We start from the raw sequence: 17,652 nt of genomic DNA, 5'->3' as shown, positions 1-17,652 counted from the left end.
TGGGCTCCTATAGTCTGACAGCGCTGACAGCAGTCAGTGATCACTCATGAGCATCACCAGGGGAAAACTATGACCAACAATCCATACGGCACGCCTCAATCAGCTCCGCAGAATCCGGGCTACTACCAGTCCTTCCAACACGATCAGTCCCGCCAATACATGGAAGGCTCCAAGCACGCCCAGACCTCGCTGGTTTTCGGCATCATCGGGCTTTTCTTCCTGGGCATCGTTTTTGGCCCGCTGGCCATCGTCCAGGCGAAGAAGGCCGAGGCCCTCAACGTGCCATCATCGGCTGGCAAAATTCTTGGTTGGATCGACGTCGTCTTCGGCATTCTGAGCATCATCATCTTCATGGTCTTGATTGGGACCATGAGCATGAGCATGGCGCCGTAGAACCACATGCCGCAAAGGGGCTGTCCTCCCACCGGAGGACAGCCCCTTTGCGATAGGCGGCTGCTCTGCTTTCCTCTGACTGCGTACTCGTCCTCTCGAAAATCAGTGAGAAGGTGCTTATGGTGGTCTCAGACCATCAGGAAGGTGCTGCCGTGAAGGAATCGCAGACGCAGGACAATCTTTGGAGCCGCAAGGAGTCATTGATTGAGTACCTCCTGAGTGCCCATTTCGACGTCGAACTCGATCTGGAGCGCGACAGCGACTCCGGGCGGGACATAATTCTGTGAGAAATACCCGGAACCGCTAATTCCGACGTGCTCCATTTTCGACTCTCCTATCCCCCGAATTTCGCCTGCCCGCCGGCTCCCGATCAGAGAGCCAGGCTGAGTCCGAGCACGCAGAGCAGCGAGACGACAGAGGCGATCGAGGTGATGATCGTGCAGACCTTCAGAGTCCCCTGCGTGGAAAGGTTCAACAGTTTCTGCGTCATCCAGAAGAAGTTGCTGTTGACGTGCAGTGCGAATAGAGCACCGGAACCGGCGGCCAGGGCAATGAGCAGTGGCGAGACGCCGATCTGACCCATCACGGGAGCAAGGATACCCGCCGCGGTAATCGCAGCGACCGAGGTGGAGCCGATTGCTGCGTGCAGGATGACGGCGATCAGCCAGGCCAGAATCAGGGGCGAGAGTGCGTTGACCGAGAAGTAGCCGGCGAGGATGTCCTCGAGTCCACTCTCGCTGATCACGGCGCCGAGGGCTCCACCCAATCCTGTGATGACCAGAATCGGGCCTCCATCACGGAGTGCTTTATCCAACGCTTTGTTGATGACGTCGTTGCCCAGCGAACGCCACGCAATGAAGTACGCGAACAACAGGCCGAGGAGGAGCGCCACCATTGGATGACCGAGGAATGCGATGACTCCGGTTTCAATTCCGGCCGCCGCCGCGATGCCTCCCATGGCGATGAGAGCGACGGAGATCAGCAGTGGCAACAGGAGTACGGGAAGCGGAAGCCGGGACTGCTGCTCATCATCGCGTTCCACGATTACATCTTCGGTTGCTGCGGGAATCTCGTCCTTTTCTGCGTTCCACAGCCCACGCTTTAGAAGCCACCGGTAGACGAAAATACTGACGAAAGCCGTCGGCAGCGCAACCACCAATCCCCAGAGGAGCATCTGGCTCAGCGGCACATCCAACAGACCTGCAACGGCCAGCGCTCCTGCACCCGGCACGACCAGGACGAGCCCCAGCTCGGAGCCGAGCACCAGAGCCGCGGCCATCGACGGCGTTCCATTTCGTTGGATCCGAGGGGCAATCTTGTTACCCAGCGGAGCGGTGAGAACCAGCAGGACGTCGGTGTAGATGGCGGGGAAAACGGTGCTCATGGACATGCCGAATACGTACGGTGATCGTTCCGCTCCGAACACTCTCAGCAGTGCGGAGGTGAGTCTTTCCAGGGCGCCGACGGCCGATAGGAGGGAACCCAGCAGCACGCCGAAAACGATCAACAGCCCGATATCGGCCATGATGTCGCCGAATCCGATAGAGACAGTTTCGGCTGTGTTGAGGAAACCCAGTCCGGTTGCGACGCCCAGATAGAGGGCGCCGATGGTGATGGCGAGGATTTCGTGCATTTTGGCGCCGAGAATCAACCCGACGATAATCAGGATGGAGATGGCTGTGTGGATCAATATCAGTGTGTCGCTCAACGTGTGTCCTTATGTCCGGAAACGGGCGCCGGTTGGCCTTACTACTTCAGCCACCATGTTGCTTGAACCAGTGACGACCATCACGCTTGAGTTCATAATGTTCATGGCGCAACTGAAACGCCCTTGCTGAGAACGGACCCTTTTTGCATTCCTGGAGTATCGCCCGCCGGTTTTTCGCCGGCCAACTGATCTTCGTCCTGTGCCTGACCGCCGGTATCGCCTGGGCAATGTACGAGGATGCCCAACGCCAGCAGTACGCCGAATCCGCCGGCCGCATGCACGCCATCTCCAGCACCTTGACCAACGACCCGTACGTAATAGCTGCAGTCCAAGCTGAGACACCGACCAAGGCCCTGCAGCCATACGCGCGGACAATAATGGACGAGACCAGAGCGGATTTCGTGACCATCATGGCTCCAGACCGCACCCGGTTTACCCATCGCAACAGGGCGGAAATCGGCGGCGACTACATCGGCTCGACCCGCCAGGCCTTATCCGGGCAGACCTATACGGAAACCTATACCGGAACGCTGGGTCCTTCCGTAAGGACCATCGCGCCCGTGCTGGACGATAATGGTGAGGTGATCGCGATGGTTTCCTCCGGCGTCACTATCGCGAATGTCAGCGAGGCACTTCAGGAACAGCTGCCGTTCCTGATTCTGACTGCGGCCGGCACCTTGGCCCTCGGAAGTTTGGTGTCGTGGTGGATCAGCCGGCGGCTCCAGCGCCTGACCCTCGGACAGGGTCCGGAAAATCTGGCCCAAATGTATGTCTTCTACGATTCCGTGCTGCATTCTGTGCGTGAAGGGATGGTCCTTGTCAACGCCTCGGGCGAGCTGGTGCTCTACAACGATCAGGCGGCTGCCCTGCTGAACCTGCCGCCGTCGGGCCGTGACCATTCGACGCCGGTGGCCAACCTGACGCTTCCGCCCTCGCTGCGGGAGCTGTTGTTGAGCGGGCGCCGCGCCGGCGACGAACTACATCTGACGAATGACCGCGTCCTGGTGGTTAACCAGGAGCCAGCCATCCCACCTGGGAATCCCCGCGCACCCCGCGACAGTATGGGAACGGTAACTACGCTGCGCGATCACACCGAAATCCAGGAGTTGACCGGTGAACTGCAGTCGATGAGAACGGTGACAGACGCCCTGAAGGCACAGACGCATGAGCACTCCAACCGGCTGCACACCATCGTGTCCCTGATCGGCCTGGGTAGAAGCGACGACGCCGCGGAGTTTGCAGCCGCCGATCTGCAGCAGTCCCAGCACCTGACGGACAACGTCGTCGGTTCCGTCGACGAGCCGTATCTGGCTGCGCTGCTTGTCGGCAAGGCCGCCCAGGCCAACGAACGCGGAATCAGGCTGGAAATCCACTCCGGGAACGGGCTGGGAATCGAAACACTGAATCCCGGGGACCTGGTCACGATCATGGGCAACCTGCTGGACAACGCCTTCGACGCCGTCGCCACGGTGGACGATCCGCTGATCACAGTGAGCATCTCCGCGCCAGAAGAACAGCTGGAGATACGTGTCTGGAACAACGGCGCAGGGCTGGACATAGAACGGATAGAGCGGATTTTCGACCTCGGCTTCAGCACCAAGTCAACCGATGGACGGGGCATCGGGCTCGCCTTGGTCAGGCAGGCCTGCAACCGCCTCGGCGGAGAGGTAAAAGCGCAAAATTACGACGACGGCGCACTCTTCAGTGTGCGCTTGCCCCGCACCGCCGGACGGGACAAAGCAGCCGCCCGGAATGTCTTGCCAGTTCCGGGAGAAGGTTCAGCATGAGCCTCATCCGGGTCCTCGTGGTGGAGGACGATCCAATTGCGGCAGCGGCGCATGCCAACTACGTCGGGCGGGTCGAGGGTTTCGAATTGGCCGGAACCGCCGGCACTGGCGCCGAGGCGCTCGGGCTGATGGGCGCATCGGTGAAGCCGCAGGAAGGAGCGGGTGGAGCCGGGGCCATCGACCTGGTGCTGCTGGATATGAACCTTCCCGACATCCACGGTCTGGACATTATCCGCCGGATCCGTGGAGCTGGCTTGCCGATGGGAATCATCGCCGTGACGGCTGTCCGGGAACTGCCGGTCGTGCAGAAAGCCGTGAGTGCCGGCGTCGCGCAGTACTTAATCAAGCCGTTTACGTACGCCACGTTCAGCGAAAAACTCCTTCAGTTTCGGCAGTTCCACGATAATTTGACCCGGCAGGCCTCGACCACGAATCAGTCCGAGGTCGACAAGACCCTGGCCGCGCTTCGCACTCCCGGCACGGTCGACCTACCTAAGGGGATGTCGGAACCAACTCTTGCGGCCGTCGTCGAACTCCTGCAAAGAGGTGCCCGGCCAATTTCCGCCAGCGAAGTCGTTACCGAGCTCGGTATATCCCGCGTGACGGCGCGCAGGTATCTGGAGCACCTGGCGGATGACCGCTCGGCGATCCGGACTCCCCGCTACGGAACTCCGGGGCGTCCGGAATACGAATACCGGTGGCGCTGGTAGAAGCGCTCCCAGGTGACGATGCAACGTTAATGCAACCTTCGACGTCGTACGCTGAGCTTGAGCCTTTGCCCGCCCCGGGGATACGGCGCGCCTCCCCCCGGAACGGGATCAGGCCTGTGTCTTTCGGTGCAGGGTTCCGCCATCCAGACGGGATCCACCGGGGAAAGGGAGGAAACAAATGTCAGGGAACAAAGCAGTTGCCTACAAGGGGAAGGGAAAAGTCGAGGTCATCGATATCGACTATCCCAGTTTCGAACTCAAGGACGGACCGGGGGTACATCCGGATAACGTGGGCCGCCAGGTCCATCACGGCGTGATCCTCAAGACCGTCACCACGAATATTTGCGGCTCCGACCAACACATGGTCCGGGGCCGTACGACTGCACCGGAGAATCTGGTGCTGGGCCATGAAATCACCGGAGAAGTAGTCGAAGTCGGCCGGGATGTGGAATTCATCAAGGAAGGCGACATCTGCTCGGTGCCGTTCAACATCTCCTGCGGGCGGTGCAGGAACTGCAAGGAACGCAAGACCGGGATTTGCCTTAATGTGAATCCGGACCGCCCGGGCAGTGCCTACGGCTACGTGGACATGGGCGGCTGGGTCGGCGGACAGGCCGAGTACGTGCTGGTGCCTTACGCGGACTGGAACCTGCTGAAGTTCCCGGACCGGGACCAGGCGTTGGAGAAGATCATGGATTTGACCATGCTTTCCGACATCTTCCCGACCGGATTCCATGGCGCATACAGTGCCGGCGTCGGACCCGGATCCTCGGTGTATATCGCCGGAGCCGGACCGGTTGGCCTTGCCGCCGCCGTTGGGGCGAAACTGCTGGGTGCCGGCGTCATTATTGTCGCGGACCTGAACGAGGACCGGCTCAAGCAAGCGCGCAGTTTCGGTTGCGAGACCGTGGACGTTTCCAAGGGCGATCCGAAGGATCAGATAGAACAGATCCTCGGTGCGCCGGAAGTGGACTGTGGTGTCGACGCCGTGGGCTTCGAGGCGCGCGGGCACGGCGAGGGTTCCAAGACGGAGGCGCCGGCGACGGTGCTCAACTCGCTGATGGAAGTCACGTCGGCCGGCGGTGGACTCGGAATTCCAGGGCTGTATGTCACCGGTGATCCGGGCGGTATCGACGAAGCCGCACAGAAGGGTTCGTTGTCGCTGAATCTCGGACTCGGCTGGGCGAAGTCGCTCTCGTTCGTGACCGGTCAGTGTCCGGTGATGAAGTACAACCGCGGCCTGATGCAGGCCATCCTGGCCGGCAAGGTAAACATCGCCGACGCCGTCAACGCAAAGGCCATCGGTTTGGAGGATGCACCGCGCGGTTATGAGGAGTTCGACGCCGGCGCAGCCACAAAGTACGTGCTCAATCCGAATGGGTACGTAGCGGCTTAGCGGCACCGGCAGGCAAGCGAGCCGTGGCGCGGCAATGTGGGGGTTGTCGCGTCACTTTCTTGCCCGAGAGCGCTCGACTGACCGAACCGGGCCGCTGCTTGGGAGGTAAACGTCCAAACCTCGCTGCGTAGATATGTTCTTCGCAAGAGTGATTGCATTGATTGCACTCGCTGGAACTCGCCATGCTTGCAGTGCAATCACTTAAGAAAACAATCATCTCCAGGTGCCCTCAGTAACCCGCCTGCGCATCGTCGCCGGCATCCCACCTGTACGTCGTCGTCGGCATCCCGCCTCCGGACCGTCGTCGTAATGGAATATTGACTCTGCTGAAGTGTTACACCGGATATGCCGTCGCCTAAGATTCCTGTCTCGATTCTCGACAGAGCCAACGCCCGGGAAAACGAGACTGAAGCTGAGTCGTTGGGCAGCACTATCCGCCGTGCTCAGAGAGCGGAAGAGCTTGGTTACCGGCGGTTTTGGGTGGCAGAGCATCACGGAGTTCCGGGAATTACCGGTTCAGCGCCGACCGTCCTGATGGCAGCCCTCGCGGCCAGGACTGATCACATCCGGATCGGTTCCGGCGGCGTCATGCTTCCCAATCATCAGCCACTGGTTGTTGCCGAGCAGATTTCCACCTTGGAGGCGTTGTGGCCCGGGCGGATTGACCTAGGTATCGGCCGGTCGGTGGGTTTCACCTCCGGGGTGCGGAAGGCTTTGCGGCAGGACAAGGAAGCGGCGGACCGGTTTGAAGAAGACCTCGCTGAACTCATTGCGTACCTGTCCGGAACTGCCACCATCACCGCCCGGCCACGCAATCATTCGCGCACCCCGTTGTTCCTGCTTGCCACGGGGAAGGGTCTCGACATTGCGGCCCGCGCCGGCCTTGCCGTGGTCCTTGGCGGGCCTGCACTCTTCCGGCACGACGGCCGGCACGACGACGGGGTAGGCCACGCAGGCCTGAACCGGTACCGCCAGAGCTTCCGGCCGTCCCGCTTGTATCCGGAATCCCACGTGGTCGCATCGGTGAACATTGCGGTGGCCGATTCGACCGACGCGGCCAGGGAACTGCTGCTGCCCGAGGCCTGGGCGCTGGCCCGTTCGAGGACGCGAGGGGAGTTTCCGGCGTTGGAACCGGTGGAGAATATCGACGGCCACAATCCGACCGATCGGGAACGATCCCTCATTGAGGACAATCTGGCCAAAGCGATCTACGGCACAGCGCAAGAGGTGACCGAACAGCTGGAGAGATTGGTCCGCTTCACCGGCGCCGACGAGTTGCTGGTGACTGGCGGCGCCTTCGACACGGCGGCCCAGGAGAAGTCGGACGCCAGGCTGATCGAGTTGCTCTAGAAGTCTGGAAGCCGTCGAGTTTGGCTACGTCGACCGCGGCCAAGGCGCGTGCGGTTAGGGGGAGCGCGGCTAAGGCGAGTGCCGGCAGGGCGAGTGAGGATAGGTCCCGTGCCGATAAAATGGAGCCGATGACCGATTCGCTCACACCGGAACACCGCAGCTGGAACATGTCCAGAATCCGGGGCAAAAACACCAAACCGGAACTGACCGTCCGGCGGATGATTCACGGCGCGGGCTACCGGTACAGGCTGCATGGAAAGAACCTTCCCGGCAAGCCGGACCTGGTGTTCGCCGGCCGCCGCAAGGTGATCTTTGTGCACGGCTGTTTCTGGCATTCACATACCTGCCGGGTTGGTGAGCGGGCGCCAAAACAGAACGCTGAATTCTGGTCGGCGAAGCGGCTGCGTACCTTCGAACGCGACGCCAGCCAACTCGAGCAGTTACGCGCGGCCGGGTGGGAACCGCTGGTGATTTGGGAGTGCGAGTTGAAGGATCAGGCTGGGCTTCTCAAGCGGGTCAACGACTTCCTCAGCACAACCGAAAAGTAGCTTCGCACATAGGCGGCCTCCCGCCGTCGTGCCCTGAGGCTTTCACCGCTCCCGCCGCCGTCGTTAATTTCCTGACTGACCAAAGTCTATGCCCAGGCAAATGGCAGTGGCACCTGCACCTGACGCGCCGTTTTCCGAGACCGTTTCTCCATTGACAACGACCTTGCAGCTGACCTCCGCTGAAGCATCCGATGAATCGGCAGCCTTGACGGTCAGCGCGCTTAAAGGCGGGCCGGTGAAGGTGATTTCCTCGCTCCAGTCCTCCGAAATCTGTTCGGTCGTGTCTCCGTCGCCGTCGAAGTACTCCACCGTCGCATCGCCGCTGGTGGTTGCGCTGTATTCGACTACGCGCTTTTCAGATACAGACTCCACGCCAGCGCCGATGAACATGATGGTAGCGATGGTGACGATGACGGCCAGGATGGCGCCGATCGCACCGAGGACGATGCCGGCGATCGACATCCCCCTGCCGGGCTTGCCCTTCTTGAGTGCAATGATGCCCACGACGACGGCGACGATTCCGCCGATGATGCTGATGAAACCGATGAACGGGATCAGGCACAGGACAATGGCGACGATACCCAGGACGAGAGCGGTGATGGCCATGCCTTTGCCCGGCTGCGGGCCGCGCTGGCTGGGATACTGCTGGTAACCGGGGCCGCCGTAGGCCTGCTGCTCATAAGGGTCGGGGCGGGCGTAGGGATTGTTGTGCGCGCCGTGCTGCGGTTGCTGGCCATAACCGTACTGATTCCCGGCCGTCTGCGGGGCGGAATTGTCGTCGTCGGACGGGTTCCGGCCTGGGTACTGGTTGGACATGACGCTCCCTCACGAGTTGCGATTGCCGCGATACACCGGGTGCGGGCCGGTACTTCAATCGTAGCGAAAGCGGGCCTGGGAGTCCTACGCCTTCCGGACGATACTGACCCTGACTTTTCCCTGATTTACTGCCGATGGCGCCGTGTGGCGTGCCAGACTATGAGCAACATTCATCGTGGAGGGACGGGACCATGCGCAGTGCACTTTTCAGCGAACAGAACCAGGAGATGCAGACGAATGAGCGGTGGGCTCTGCAGTCTCCGCGGATGCTTAGGGCGGTGCTGGGCGAGGACATGATTGCCACCAAGGGCGCGATGGTCGCGTTCCAGGGGCAAATCCAGTTTCACCATGAGGGGTCCGGCAGCATCGGCAAGCTGGTGAAGAAGATGCTGACCAGCGAGGATGCCCCGATGATGCGCGTATCCGGGCAAGGAGAAGTCTTTTTTGCGCGGCAGGCCAACAATATCTTCCTGATGCAGCTCGAGGGCGACTCGATCTCGGTTGCGAGCAAGAACCTGCTGGCGATGGACACGACGATAAACTGGGACATCCGCCGGGTTCAGGGAGCGGGCATGGTCAGCGGTGGCGTGTTCAACCTGTTGCTGCAGGGCCAAGGAACTGTCGCGATCTGCTGCGAGGGCGAACCGCTGATTCTGGATTGCAGCCAGCAGCCGACGTTCGTGGATGCGCAGGCGGTGGTTTGCTGGTCGGGGAATCTCACCCCGCAGGTGCACAGTTCCATGAACATGCGCTCGATGCTTCGCGGCGGTTCAGGCGAGGCGTTCCAGTTGGCGTTCCACGGGCCGGGCTTCGTCGTCGTCCAGCCCAGTGAGGGAATCCCGGTTCCGCAGCAGGGCTGATCGAAACGGTTCGGGCGGGGAGTAGGATTCGCCGTATCTGGGCTATTTGTGCATCGCGTTCGCCTGTTTTACTCCTCAGGCGAACGGAAACCCCGGGACGCGTGCGACCGCCGCCTAAAGGTGGGTCGGCTCGAACATCTTCAGCAGGGCTTCGACGACGACGACGTTCGGACCGTCCGCGGCGAAAGACTCCTCGAGTGCTTCCTTGATGCCTTCGGGTGCGACCTTCCGCGCCGGCACGCCGAACGCTTCGGCGAGCGCGACGAAGTCGGGCCGGCTCAGTTCGGTCGCCGTGGCCTGGCCGAAGGCGCCTTCCATGTACTCGCGCAGGATGCCGTAGCCGCCGTCGTCGACTATCAGCCAGGTGACCGGCGCGTTGTGCTGCTTGGCAGTGGCGAGTTCGGAGATGGAATACATCGCGGAACCGTCGCCGGATACGGCCAATACGCGTTCGCCGAGCCCGACGGAGCCGCCAATTCCGCCTGGGTAGCCGTAACCGAGGCCGCCGGCTCCTTGCGCGGAGTGGAATTGTCCGCCGCGGGCATCCCAGCAGGACCAGCCCCAGTATGCGGCGATCGTCATGTCCCAGAACGTTTGCATCCCCGAAGGTACGGCGTCGCGGATGTCCGTCATAAACTTCCGCTCCATGGACAGGTCCTGCGCGTCGAGCCGGCCGGTAATCTTCTTCAGAGTTTCGACGACGACGTCCTCGGCGGACTTGCCGTGCCAGCTGTCGGTGCGCTGCGAGGGAGCCGGAACGGGCAGTGCCTCCGCGAGCGCGGTGAGGGCCAGACCGGCGTCGGCATGGATGCCGAGCGCCGGATGGTTGGATTCGAGGACCCGCCACTCGGCGTCGATCTGGATCATTTGTCCGCGCGGGGCCAGGGTGAAGTAGTTGGAGGTGACCTCGCCCAAGGACGTCCCAATCACGAGCAGGACATCGGCGTCCTCCATCACCTCGGTGGCGTAGCGGTCTTCGGCCCAGCTCTGCAGTGACAGCTCATGGTCGCGGGGAAAGGCGCCGTTGCCGCCGGGCGAAGACAGGACAGGGGCGCGGAGCTTCTCGGCCACCTGGAGCAGCGCCGCCTCGGCATTGCCCCGACGGACGCCGCCGCCGGCGATGATCGCCGGCCTTTCGGCTTCGGCGAGCTGCTTGGCGGCAGCTGCCATCAGTTCCGCGCGGGCGGGCACCGGAACAGGCGCCGCGGCGACGTCGCGGACGGTGGGGATCCGGTGTTCGGCAAGCAGGATGTCCTGCGGGATTTCCAACCAGACCGGGGCCATCGGAGCGGTCAGCGCTTCGGCCCAGGCTGCGGCGATCGCCGACGGGATGGCCGAGGGATGCTGGATGAGCCGCTGGCTCTTGCTGACGTTCGCGGCCGACGCCTTCTGGTCATCCAGTTGGTGCAGCATACCCTTGCGGCGGGCGCCGAGTCCTTCGGATGGGATCTGCGAGGAGATGACGACCATTGGAACCGCCGAAGCGTACGCTTCCTGCAGCCCGGACAGTGATGTCAGGGCGCCGGGGCCGGTGGAGAGGAAGACGACGCCGGGTTTACCGGTTGCGCGGGCGTATCCGTCCGCGGCGAATGCAGCGTTATTCTCCACGCGGGAGGACACGAAGTGCAGCTTGCCGCGGCCCATCGCGTCGAACAACCCGAGTGCATGCTGGCCCGGAATGCCGAAAACCGTGCTGGCACCCAAGGCTGTGAGGGTTTCGACGACAAGGTCGCCGCCGTTGCGCTGCCCCGGTGCGTCGGCCGGATCCGCGACTGCCGACTGGGAAATCGAAGCCTCACTCATACGAGGTCCTCCTGCTGCCGCGCCGCCGCAAGGTCGACTCTGCCGCCGTCGTTCGCGGCCTGCTCCTGATCCGACGCACCCAACGCCATCAGCGAGACCAGGTCGTAGGCCACGTGGGACGCTGCGACGCCGGTGATTTCGGCATGGTCGTAGGCCGGGGCAACTTCGACGACGTCGGCCCCAATGAGGTTGAGTCCGCGGAAGCCGCGCAGGATCTCGAGCAGTTCGCGGCTGGTCATTCCGCCGGCTTCCGGAGTTCCGGTGCCCGGCGCGTGCGCAGGATCGAGCACGTCAATGTCGACTGAGATGTACAGCGGGCGGTTGCCGATCCGGTCGCGGAGCCGGGCCACGACTTCGTCCACTCCCTGGCGGAACACGTCGGCCGAGGTCAGGATGCCGAAGCCGAAACGCCGGTCATCCTCGAGGTCCTTCACTCCATACAGAGGGCCGCGGGTGCCGACGTGCGAGAGCGCCTCGGTGTCGATGATGCCCTCTTCGAAGGCGCGGCGGAATGGAGTGCCGTGCGTATATTCGGCACCGAAGTAGGTGTCCCAGGTGTCGAGGTGGGCGTCGAAGTGCAGCAGCGCCACCGGTCCGTGCCGTTCGGCCGCGGCACGCAACAGCGGCAGGGCGATCGTGTGGTCACCGCCGATCGTGACGAGCTTGCCGCCGTCGGACGTTAGATCCAGCGCGGCCGCCTTCACGGTGTCCAGTGCCTCTTCGATATTGAACGGGTTGACCGCAATGTCGCCGGCGTCGGCCACCTGCACATTTTCAAACGGCGAGACGTCCAGCGCAGGGTTGTACGGACGGAGCAGGCGTGACGACTCACGGACATGATTGGGACCAAAACGCGCGCCGGGCCGGTACGAAACACCGGTATCGAAGGGGACGCCGACGACGGAAACATCCGCCTTGCCGACCTCGTCCAGCCGCGGCAACCGGGCGTAGGTCGCCGGACCGGCATAGCGCGGCACCCGGGATGAATCGATGGGTCCAACGTTGCCGTTCGGGGCGGTAATGCGCATCTCAGTCATGAGGTCCTCTTCGTTGAAGGTCCGGGTTTCATTCGGTAATGCTACGGCAATGTTTCCTGTCACGCATCAGAAGTTGTCTAGCGCTTCCCGCCGGGCACAAGCGTCCAGATCACGACGACCTCGTCGTCGGTGTCGTTGGACCAGCTGTGTGGTTCACGCCCGGGGAAAGTCATGGTGTCGCCGGGGCCAAGGTCATACGACTCGTGCGTCATGATCAAGGTCAACCGGCCGCTGACCACGTGCAGCACGTCCACCTCGCAGTCGACGCTGTACAACTCGGATTCACCCTTGCCGCGTGGGGCGATAACCGCGCGGATCATCTGAATCCGGTGCTCCGAGCGGACTGTCAGCAGCTTCTCGGAAATCCCTTCGCCACCCAGACTGATCCGCGGCGCAGTCTCGAGCCGGACCAGATTAGTCTCCGGAGCCAGGAACAGGTCGCCGATCGACACCGAGAGCACCTCGCATAACGTGACCAGCGAAGCCACCGAAGGCGAGGTCAGATCCCGTTCGATCCGGCTCAGAAAGCCCTTGGTCAATCCCGTGGAATCCGCCACCTGCTCGATCGTCATCCGCTGGGATTGGCGCGCGGCTCTGATCCGCGAGCCAATCGCCACTTGACCATGGCTGGGTTCTACCGGAAGGGCTTTCATTCTCTCTCCAAATATCCTCGATGCGGACGCGGCGCCTCTCCCCCGGGCGTTCCACCGGCGGACCGGCGGCATGTAACCCACGTCACAAAGAGCCTACCGGAAAACGATTGTTGCACCGCATGCAATGGGCGCGGCTCGAATACAGCTCGATAACGATTGACTGTTGTACACGTCACAGCCTACTCTTTAGAAAACATAAGTTGCCACACAGGCACTTTTTCTTTTCAACCATAGCAACGACGACGGCGTCCCGCCCCTTCCGTACCGGGTGCCGTCCAACCACCGCCCGGAGGCCCAGTGGACCTGAACGTCATCATCGTCATCCTGTATTTGCTCGCCATGCTCGCGTTTGGCTGGTGGGGCAAGCGCAGGACCAAGAATGCCAGCGATTACCTGGTCGCCGGCCGGCGCCTTGGACCGTTCCTGTACACAGGAACCATGTCCGCGCTCGTGCTCGGCGGCGCTTCGACAGTCGGCGGCGTAGCGCTCGGTTTCGAATTCGGAATCTCCGGGATGTGGCTCGTGATCGCCATCGCCTGTGGGGTGCTGGCCATCAGCCTCTTCTTCGCCGGCACCATCCAGAAGCTGAAGATCTTCACCGTTTCCCAGATGCTGACACTGCGCTATGGTGCGCGCTCCACCGAGACATCCTCCATGGTGATGCTCGGGTACACCCTGATGCTTTCGGTCACGTCCACCACCGCTTACGCCACCATCTTTACTGTCCTCTTCGACATCGACCGGTTCTGGGGCGTGCTGATCGGTGGCGGCATTGTCGTGATCTATTCCTCGATCGGCGGCATGTGGTCCATCACGCTGGCCGATATTGTCCAGTTCGGCCTGATGACCATCGGCCTCTTCGCCCTGATGCTGCCCTTCACCTGGAACGCAGCCGGCGGTTATCAGGGAATCGTCGACCGCTTGGGCCAGACAGCCTTCGATCCCGCCGCCATCGGCATGCAGACCATCATCACCTTCTTCGTGATCTACACGCTCGGGCTGCTGATCGGGCAGGACATTTGGCAGCGCGTCTTCACCGCCCGCTCCCCTCGGGTTGCCCGCTGGGGTGGCGCCGCAGCCGGCGTTTACTGCATGCTCTACGGTGTTGCCGGCGCCTTGATTGGAACCGCTGCCGCATCTTTCATGACAGGGATCGAGAACAGTGACGCCGTCTACGCGGCCGTGGCTCAGAACATCCTGCCGGTCGGCCTCGGCGGCGTCGTCCTCGCTGCCGGTGTGGCAGCCATGATGTCCACCGCTTCGGGTGCACTGATTGCCTCCGCCACGGTGGCCCGCGCCGACGTTGTCCCTCTGATCGCCAGTTGGTTTGGCCGGAAGCCCTCCGAGGACTACACCAAGCAGGATCAGGAATCCGATGTGCGCGGAAACCGCTGGTTTGTGCTGGGACTCGGCATCGTCGTCGTACTTCTCGCCGCCGTAATTGAAGACGTAGTGACAGCACTGACCATTGCGTACGACATTCTGGTGGGCGGCCTGCTTGTGGCCATTCTCGGCGGGCTGTTCTGGAAGCGGGGTACCGGGTATGGCGCGGCGGCTTCGATGGCGGCCGGTGTGGTGACGACTCTGGTCACCATGGTGATCGTCGGCGATGTGCTGGCCAACGAGCCCATCTACTACGGCCTCGGCGCATCCTTGCTCGTCTACATCGTGGTCTCGCTGATCACCAAGCCCACGCCAAAGCCGATCATGGCCGCATGGGAGCAGCGGGTTGCCGGGCAGTACACCGATGAGGAAGCCGAACCGGCCGGCGCGGGAACCGGCACCAATTAAGGGATTCCTGTTCGGCCGGGGAGTAGAAAGAGGCGTTTTCGGCCCATTAAGGGCACATATCCGCTGGTTCTACTCCCCGGCCGAACACGTCTGAGTTTCTGCCCCGTGCAATACTCCAGACATGGCCACCTTCGTAGCTGTTGCGTTCATCGATCCGGTCCACCGCGGCATGGTTTTCAGCCGGGGTGCATGGCCGCTGCACATCACGTTGACGCATTTCAGCTCCGATCTTCCGCCGGACCGGCTGGCCGAAATCCTCGGTCAGCCGGCCCGCGCCGCTTTAGGGGCGGAGATCCTCATCGGCAAAGACGACATGTTCGGGAGCCGGCGGACGGTTCCGGTGTCGCTCGTCGAACACAGCGACGTCCTGCAACGAATGCACGAGGACATGGTCCGGGCGCTTTCCGAAAACGGCGCGGACAATACCAGCCCGCACTTTTCCGGGGAGAACTACCGCCCACATGTGACCGTGACGGATGGCCGGCGCGTGAATCGCGGGGACACCTTCCGGATAAACCAGGTAGGTTTGGTCGAAATGCGCCCGGACGGCGATGCGACCATCCGGCGGATTCCCGAGCTGTGGGAGGACAAGTGATCTCGATGGATGCATTACGCCTTCGCCCGCTGACGATGGCCGATGAGAAGCAGGCGCTACTCGCTCAGCACGAACTCGACCGCGAGGATTTCACCTTCCTCCTTGGTTTCCAACAGACGGACTCTTGGACCGACCACCTATTGCATTTAGAGAACGCGCGCCGGGGAATCGATGTCCCCGAAGGCCGGGTGCCTGCAACCTTCCTCGTCGCCGAAGCCGACGGACAATTGGTCGGAAGAGTCTCGATCCGGCATTGCCTCAACGACTTCCTCCTTCAGATCGGAGGCCATATCGGCTACGCGGTCCGGCCGGCGTTCCGCCGCAAGGGTTACGGTACGCAAATCCTGCAACAGTCCCTTGATGTCGCACGCGGGCTGGGGATTCGACAGGCGCTGGTAACCTGCGACGCGGACAACCTTGGATCGATTCGAATCATCGAGAGCACCGGAGCCCAACTCGACGAACCCGCAGCCTTGGGCAACGGCACACCGCCCAAACACCGATATTGGATAGCGACATAAATGACAAAGATCAGCCTCACCGATTTCGTCAAAGCCGGCAATCAAGGCGTCAACCCAGACCTATATGAAATCGAAAACAACGCCCTGGACCGCGAAGGCGCAGTATGGAGAGCCCTGCAGCAGCTGGCGCCTTGGGCTCAGAAAACGCTCGTCGATTTGGGTTGCGGTTCCGGCTTTTGGCTTCCCTGGTACGCAGAGGAAGCTGCCCAGGTTATTGATATTGAACCCGATCCGGACCTGCTGCCCGCCGCGCGGGCCCGGACAGTGGCTGCCAAGGTATTGGCGGGATCGGCTGAACATCTTCCGCTTGCGGATGCCAGCATAGACGTCGTCCATGCCCGGTTCGCCTATTTCTTTCCAACCCCGGACAACGATTGCTCGGCCGGTCTGGCCGAGGTGCTGAGGGTGCTCAAACCGGGTGGTTCACTGGTAGTCATCGACAACGATCACCTTCATGGCGAGTTCGCCGGCCTGCTGGCTCAAAGCCCGGCTGCCGCAGCTTCGCAGGGAACCGACGAATATATCCGTCAGTGGTGGGCACGGCACGGCGCCACCCGGACGGAAGTCATGAGCAGTTGGACTTTCGATAGCCGCGAAGACCTCGCGGCAGTGCTGTCCATGGAGTTCCCGCCGGAAATCGCCGCACCGTGGCTGAATAGCCACCCGAAACGAACCTCCCTGACTTACGGCTACGTCTTGCACCACGTACGACGGGACCCTTAAACGGTTTCTTCGACGGGCGCCGGGAATCGCGGGAATCCCACCGCAGCCCGCGTTACCGCAGGATGACGGTCCTGCCACCGGAGAGGATGACCCGTCCCTCGCAATGCCAGCGGACGGCATTGGTCAGCGCCCGGCACTCGGTATCCCGCCCGGCGGCGACCAGGTCCTCGGGCCCGTAGGTGTGGTCGACGTCGATCACCTGCTGGGCAATAATCGGACCTTCGTCCAGCTCTGCGTCGACATAATGGGCAGTCGCACCAACGGTTTTAACCCCGCGCTCGTACGCCTGGTGGTACGGCTTCGCGCCCTTGAAACTGGGCAGGAACGAGTGGTGGATGTTGATGCATTTGCCGCTGAGCTTGGCACTGAGTTCGTCGCTGAGCACCTGCATATAGCGGGCCAACACGACGAGTTCGACGTCCTTCTCATCGATCAGCTCCAGCAACCGCGCCTCCGCGTCCGCCTTGGTGTCTGGCCTGACTGGCAGGTGGAAATACGGGATTCCGTGCCAGTCCACCAGTGCTTTGTGGTCCAGATGGTTGGACACGACGGCGGTAATTTCGATCGGCAGCTCGCCACTCCGCGCCCGGAACAGGAGGTCGTTGAGGCAGTGTCCGAACTTGGAAACCATGATCAGCACGCGTCGCTTCCTGCCGTGCTGTTCCAGATTCCAACGCATGCCATATTGTTCGGCTATCGGATCGAAGGTGCTGCGCAACTGTTCCGTCCATTCGTCGGCAGCAGTCCCGGCGGCAGTCGAGGTGACGTGAACCCGCATGTAGAAGCGGCCGGCGCGCCGATCGCCGAATTGTTTGTTGTCGATGATGTCGCAGCCGTGCTCCACGAGGAATCCGGATACGGCATGGACAATTCCGGGGCTCTCGGCACAGTCCAGAGTCAGGACGTGTTCGACGGCGGCCCCGGTCGCCGCCGCTGCCGGTTTATTTTCGGTCACGGTCAT

At 62.1% G+C, this 17,652-nt stretch carries 18 protein-coding genes; 12 read left to right on the top strand and 6 right to left on the bottom strand.

The annotated features are described in order from the left end of the window. Nucleotides 1-69 precede the first annotated feature (69 nt). Nucleotides 70-393: a hypothetical protein gene (locus tag ACX80B_RS06900; protein WP_459294441.1), complete on the top strand. Its 324-nt coding sequence runs from the start codon at nucleotides 70-72 to the stop codon at nucleotides 391-393. Nucleotides 394-512: 119 nt separating this feature from the next. Further along, nucleotides 513-680 carry a hypothetical protein gene (locus ACX80B_RS06895; protein WP_459294439.1) on the top strand — a complete coding sequence of 56 codons (168 nt, stop codon included), beginning with the start codon at nucleotides 513-515 and terminating at the stop codon, nucleotides 678-680. A gap of 83 nt (nucleotides 681-763) precedes the next feature. Here ACX80B_RS06895 and ACX80B_RS06890 read toward each other — a convergent pair whose 3' ends face one another. Continuing rightward, nucleotides 764-2,101 (bottom strand): GntP family permease, encoded by a 1,338-nt coding sequence (locus tag ACX80B_RS06890; protein WP_459294437.1) that lies wholly within the window; start codon nucleotides 2,099-2,101, stop codon nucleotides 764-766. 143 nt (nucleotides 2,102-2,244) lie between these two features. Between ACX80B_RS06890 and ACX80B_RS06885 the strand changes: the two genes are divergently transcribed. From ACX80B_RS06885 to ACX80B_RS06865, 5 genes are all read left to right on the top strand, one after another. Beyond that, nucleotides 2,245-3,888 carry a sensor histidine kinase gene (locus tag ACX80B_RS06885; RefSeq protein ID WP_459294435.1) on the top strand — a complete coding sequence of 548 codons (1,644 nt, stop codon included), beginning with the start codon at nucleotides 2,245-2,247 and terminating at the stop codon, nucleotides 3,886-3,888. Then, complete coding sequence (locus tag ACX80B_RS06880) at nucleotides 3,885-4,598, top strand: response regulator (protein ID WP_459294433.1); 714 nt, start codon at nucleotides 3,885-3,887, stop codon at nucleotides 4,596-4,598. Before ACX80B_RS06885 ends, ACX80B_RS06880 begins: the two co-directional genes overlap by 4 nt. 178 nt (nucleotides 4,599-4,776) lie before the next feature. Further along, entirely contained in the window at nucleotides 4,777-5,994 is a 1,218-nt protein-coding gene (fdhA, locus tag ACX80B_RS06875) for a formaldehyde dehydrogenase, glutathione-independent (RefSeq protein ID WP_459294431.1), read from the top strand. Between the two features lie 345 nt (nucleotides 5,995-6,339). After that, complete coding sequence (locus ACX80B_RS06870) at nucleotides 6,340-7,344, top strand: MsnO8 family LLM class oxidoreductase (protein WP_459294429.1); 1,005 nt, start codon at nucleotides 6,340-6,342, stop codon at nucleotides 7,342-7,344. Nucleotides 7,345-7,472: 128 nt separating this feature from the next. Further along, nucleotides 7,473-7,892: a very short patch repair endonuclease gene (locus ACX80B_RS06865; protein ID WP_459294427.1), complete on the top strand. Its 420-nt coding sequence runs from the start codon at nucleotides 7,473-7,475 to the stop codon at nucleotides 7,890-7,892. A 63-nt stretch (nucleotides 7,893-7,955) separates the two neighbouring features. Here ACX80B_RS06865 and ACX80B_RS06860 read toward each other — a convergent pair whose 3' ends face one another. Further along, on the bottom strand, nucleotides 7,956-8,708 hold the full coding sequence (locus tag ACX80B_RS06860; RefSeq protein WP_459294425.1) for a DUF4190 domain-containing protein: 753 nt from the start codon (nucleotides 8,706-8,708) through the stop codon (nucleotides 7,956-7,958). Between the two features lie 191 nt (nucleotides 8,709-8,899). Between ACX80B_RS06860 and ACX80B_RS06855 the strand changes: the two genes are divergently transcribed. Further along, nucleotides 8,900-9,568 (top strand): AIM24 family protein, encoded by a 669-nt coding sequence (locus tag ACX80B_RS06855; protein ID WP_459294423.1) that lies wholly within the window; start codon nucleotides 8,900-8,902, stop codon nucleotides 9,566-9,568. Between the two features lie 114 nt (nucleotides 9,569-9,682). Here the strand turns inward: ACX80B_RS06855 and ACX80B_RS06850 are convergent, their stop codons facing one another. The 3 genes from ACX80B_RS06850 to ACX80B_RS06840 all read right to left on the bottom strand — a co-directional run bounded on the left by ACX80B_RS06850 (nucleotide 9,683) and on the right by ACX80B_RS06840 (nucleotide 13,061). Next, the gene (locus tag ACX80B_RS06850) at nucleotides 9,683-11,371 is read right to left on the bottom strand and encodes a thiamine pyrophosphate-binding protein (RefSeq protein ID WP_459294421.1); all 1,689 of its coding nucleotides are present in this window, start codon (nucleotides 11,369-11,371) and stop codon (nucleotides 9,683-9,685) included. Continuing rightward, nucleotides 11,368-12,408, bottom strand: coding sequence for an agmatinase (speB, locus tag ACX80B_RS06845; RefSeq protein ID WP_459294419.1), 1,041 nt, complete (start codon nucleotides 12,406-12,408; stop codon nucleotides 11,368-11,370). Before speB ends, ACX80B_RS06850 begins: the two co-directional genes overlap by 4 nt. A 77-nt stretch (nucleotides 12,409-12,485) precedes the next feature. Continuing rightward, entirely contained in the window at nucleotides 12,486-13,061 is a 576-nt protein-coding gene (locus ACX80B_RS06840) for a helix-turn-helix domain-containing protein (protein ID WP_459294417.1), read from the bottom strand. Nucleotides 13,062-13,400: 339 nt separating this feature from the next. Between ACX80B_RS06840 and ACX80B_RS06835 the strand changes: the two genes are divergently transcribed. The 4 genes from ACX80B_RS06835 (at nucleotide 13,401) to ACX80B_RS06820 (ending at nucleotide 16,691) form a co-directional block, all read left to right on the top strand. Beyond that, nucleotides 13,401-14,852: a sodium:solute symporter family protein gene (locus ACX80B_RS06835; protein ID WP_459294956.1), complete on the top strand. Its 1,452-nt coding sequence runs from the start codon at nucleotides 13,401-13,403 to the stop codon at nucleotides 14,850-14,852. 121 nt (nucleotides 14,853-14,973) lie between these two features. Further along, entirely contained in the window at nucleotides 14,974-15,447 is a 474-nt protein-coding gene (locus ACX80B_RS06830; protein WP_459294415.1) for a 2'-5' RNA ligase family protein, read from the top strand. A 5-nt stretch (nucleotides 15,448-15,452) separates the two neighbouring features. Then, on the top strand, nucleotides 15,453-15,968 hold the full coding sequence (locus tag ACX80B_RS06825) for a GNAT family N-acetyltransferase (RefSeq protein ID WP_459294413.1): 516 nt from the start codon (nucleotides 15,453-15,455) through the stop codon (nucleotides 15,966-15,968). Beyond that, nucleotides 15,969-16,691, top strand: a complete 723-nt coding sequence (locus ACX80B_RS06820) for a class I SAM-dependent methyltransferase (RefSeq protein WP_459294411.1) — start codon at nucleotides 15,969-15,971, stop codon at nucleotides 16,689-16,691. 52 nt (nucleotides 16,692-16,743) lie between these two features. Here ACX80B_RS06820 and purU read toward each other — a convergent pair whose 3' ends face one another. Beyond that, complete coding sequence (purU, locus tag ACX80B_RS06815; protein ID WP_459294409.1) at nucleotides 16,744-17,652, bottom strand: formyltetrahydrofolate deformylase; 909 nt, start codon at nucleotides 17,650-17,652, stop codon at nucleotides 16,744-16,746.

This window comes from Arthrobacter monumenti (genome assembly GCF_054511255.1).
This window is presented reverse-complemented; position numbering and strand designations above follow the sequence as displayed.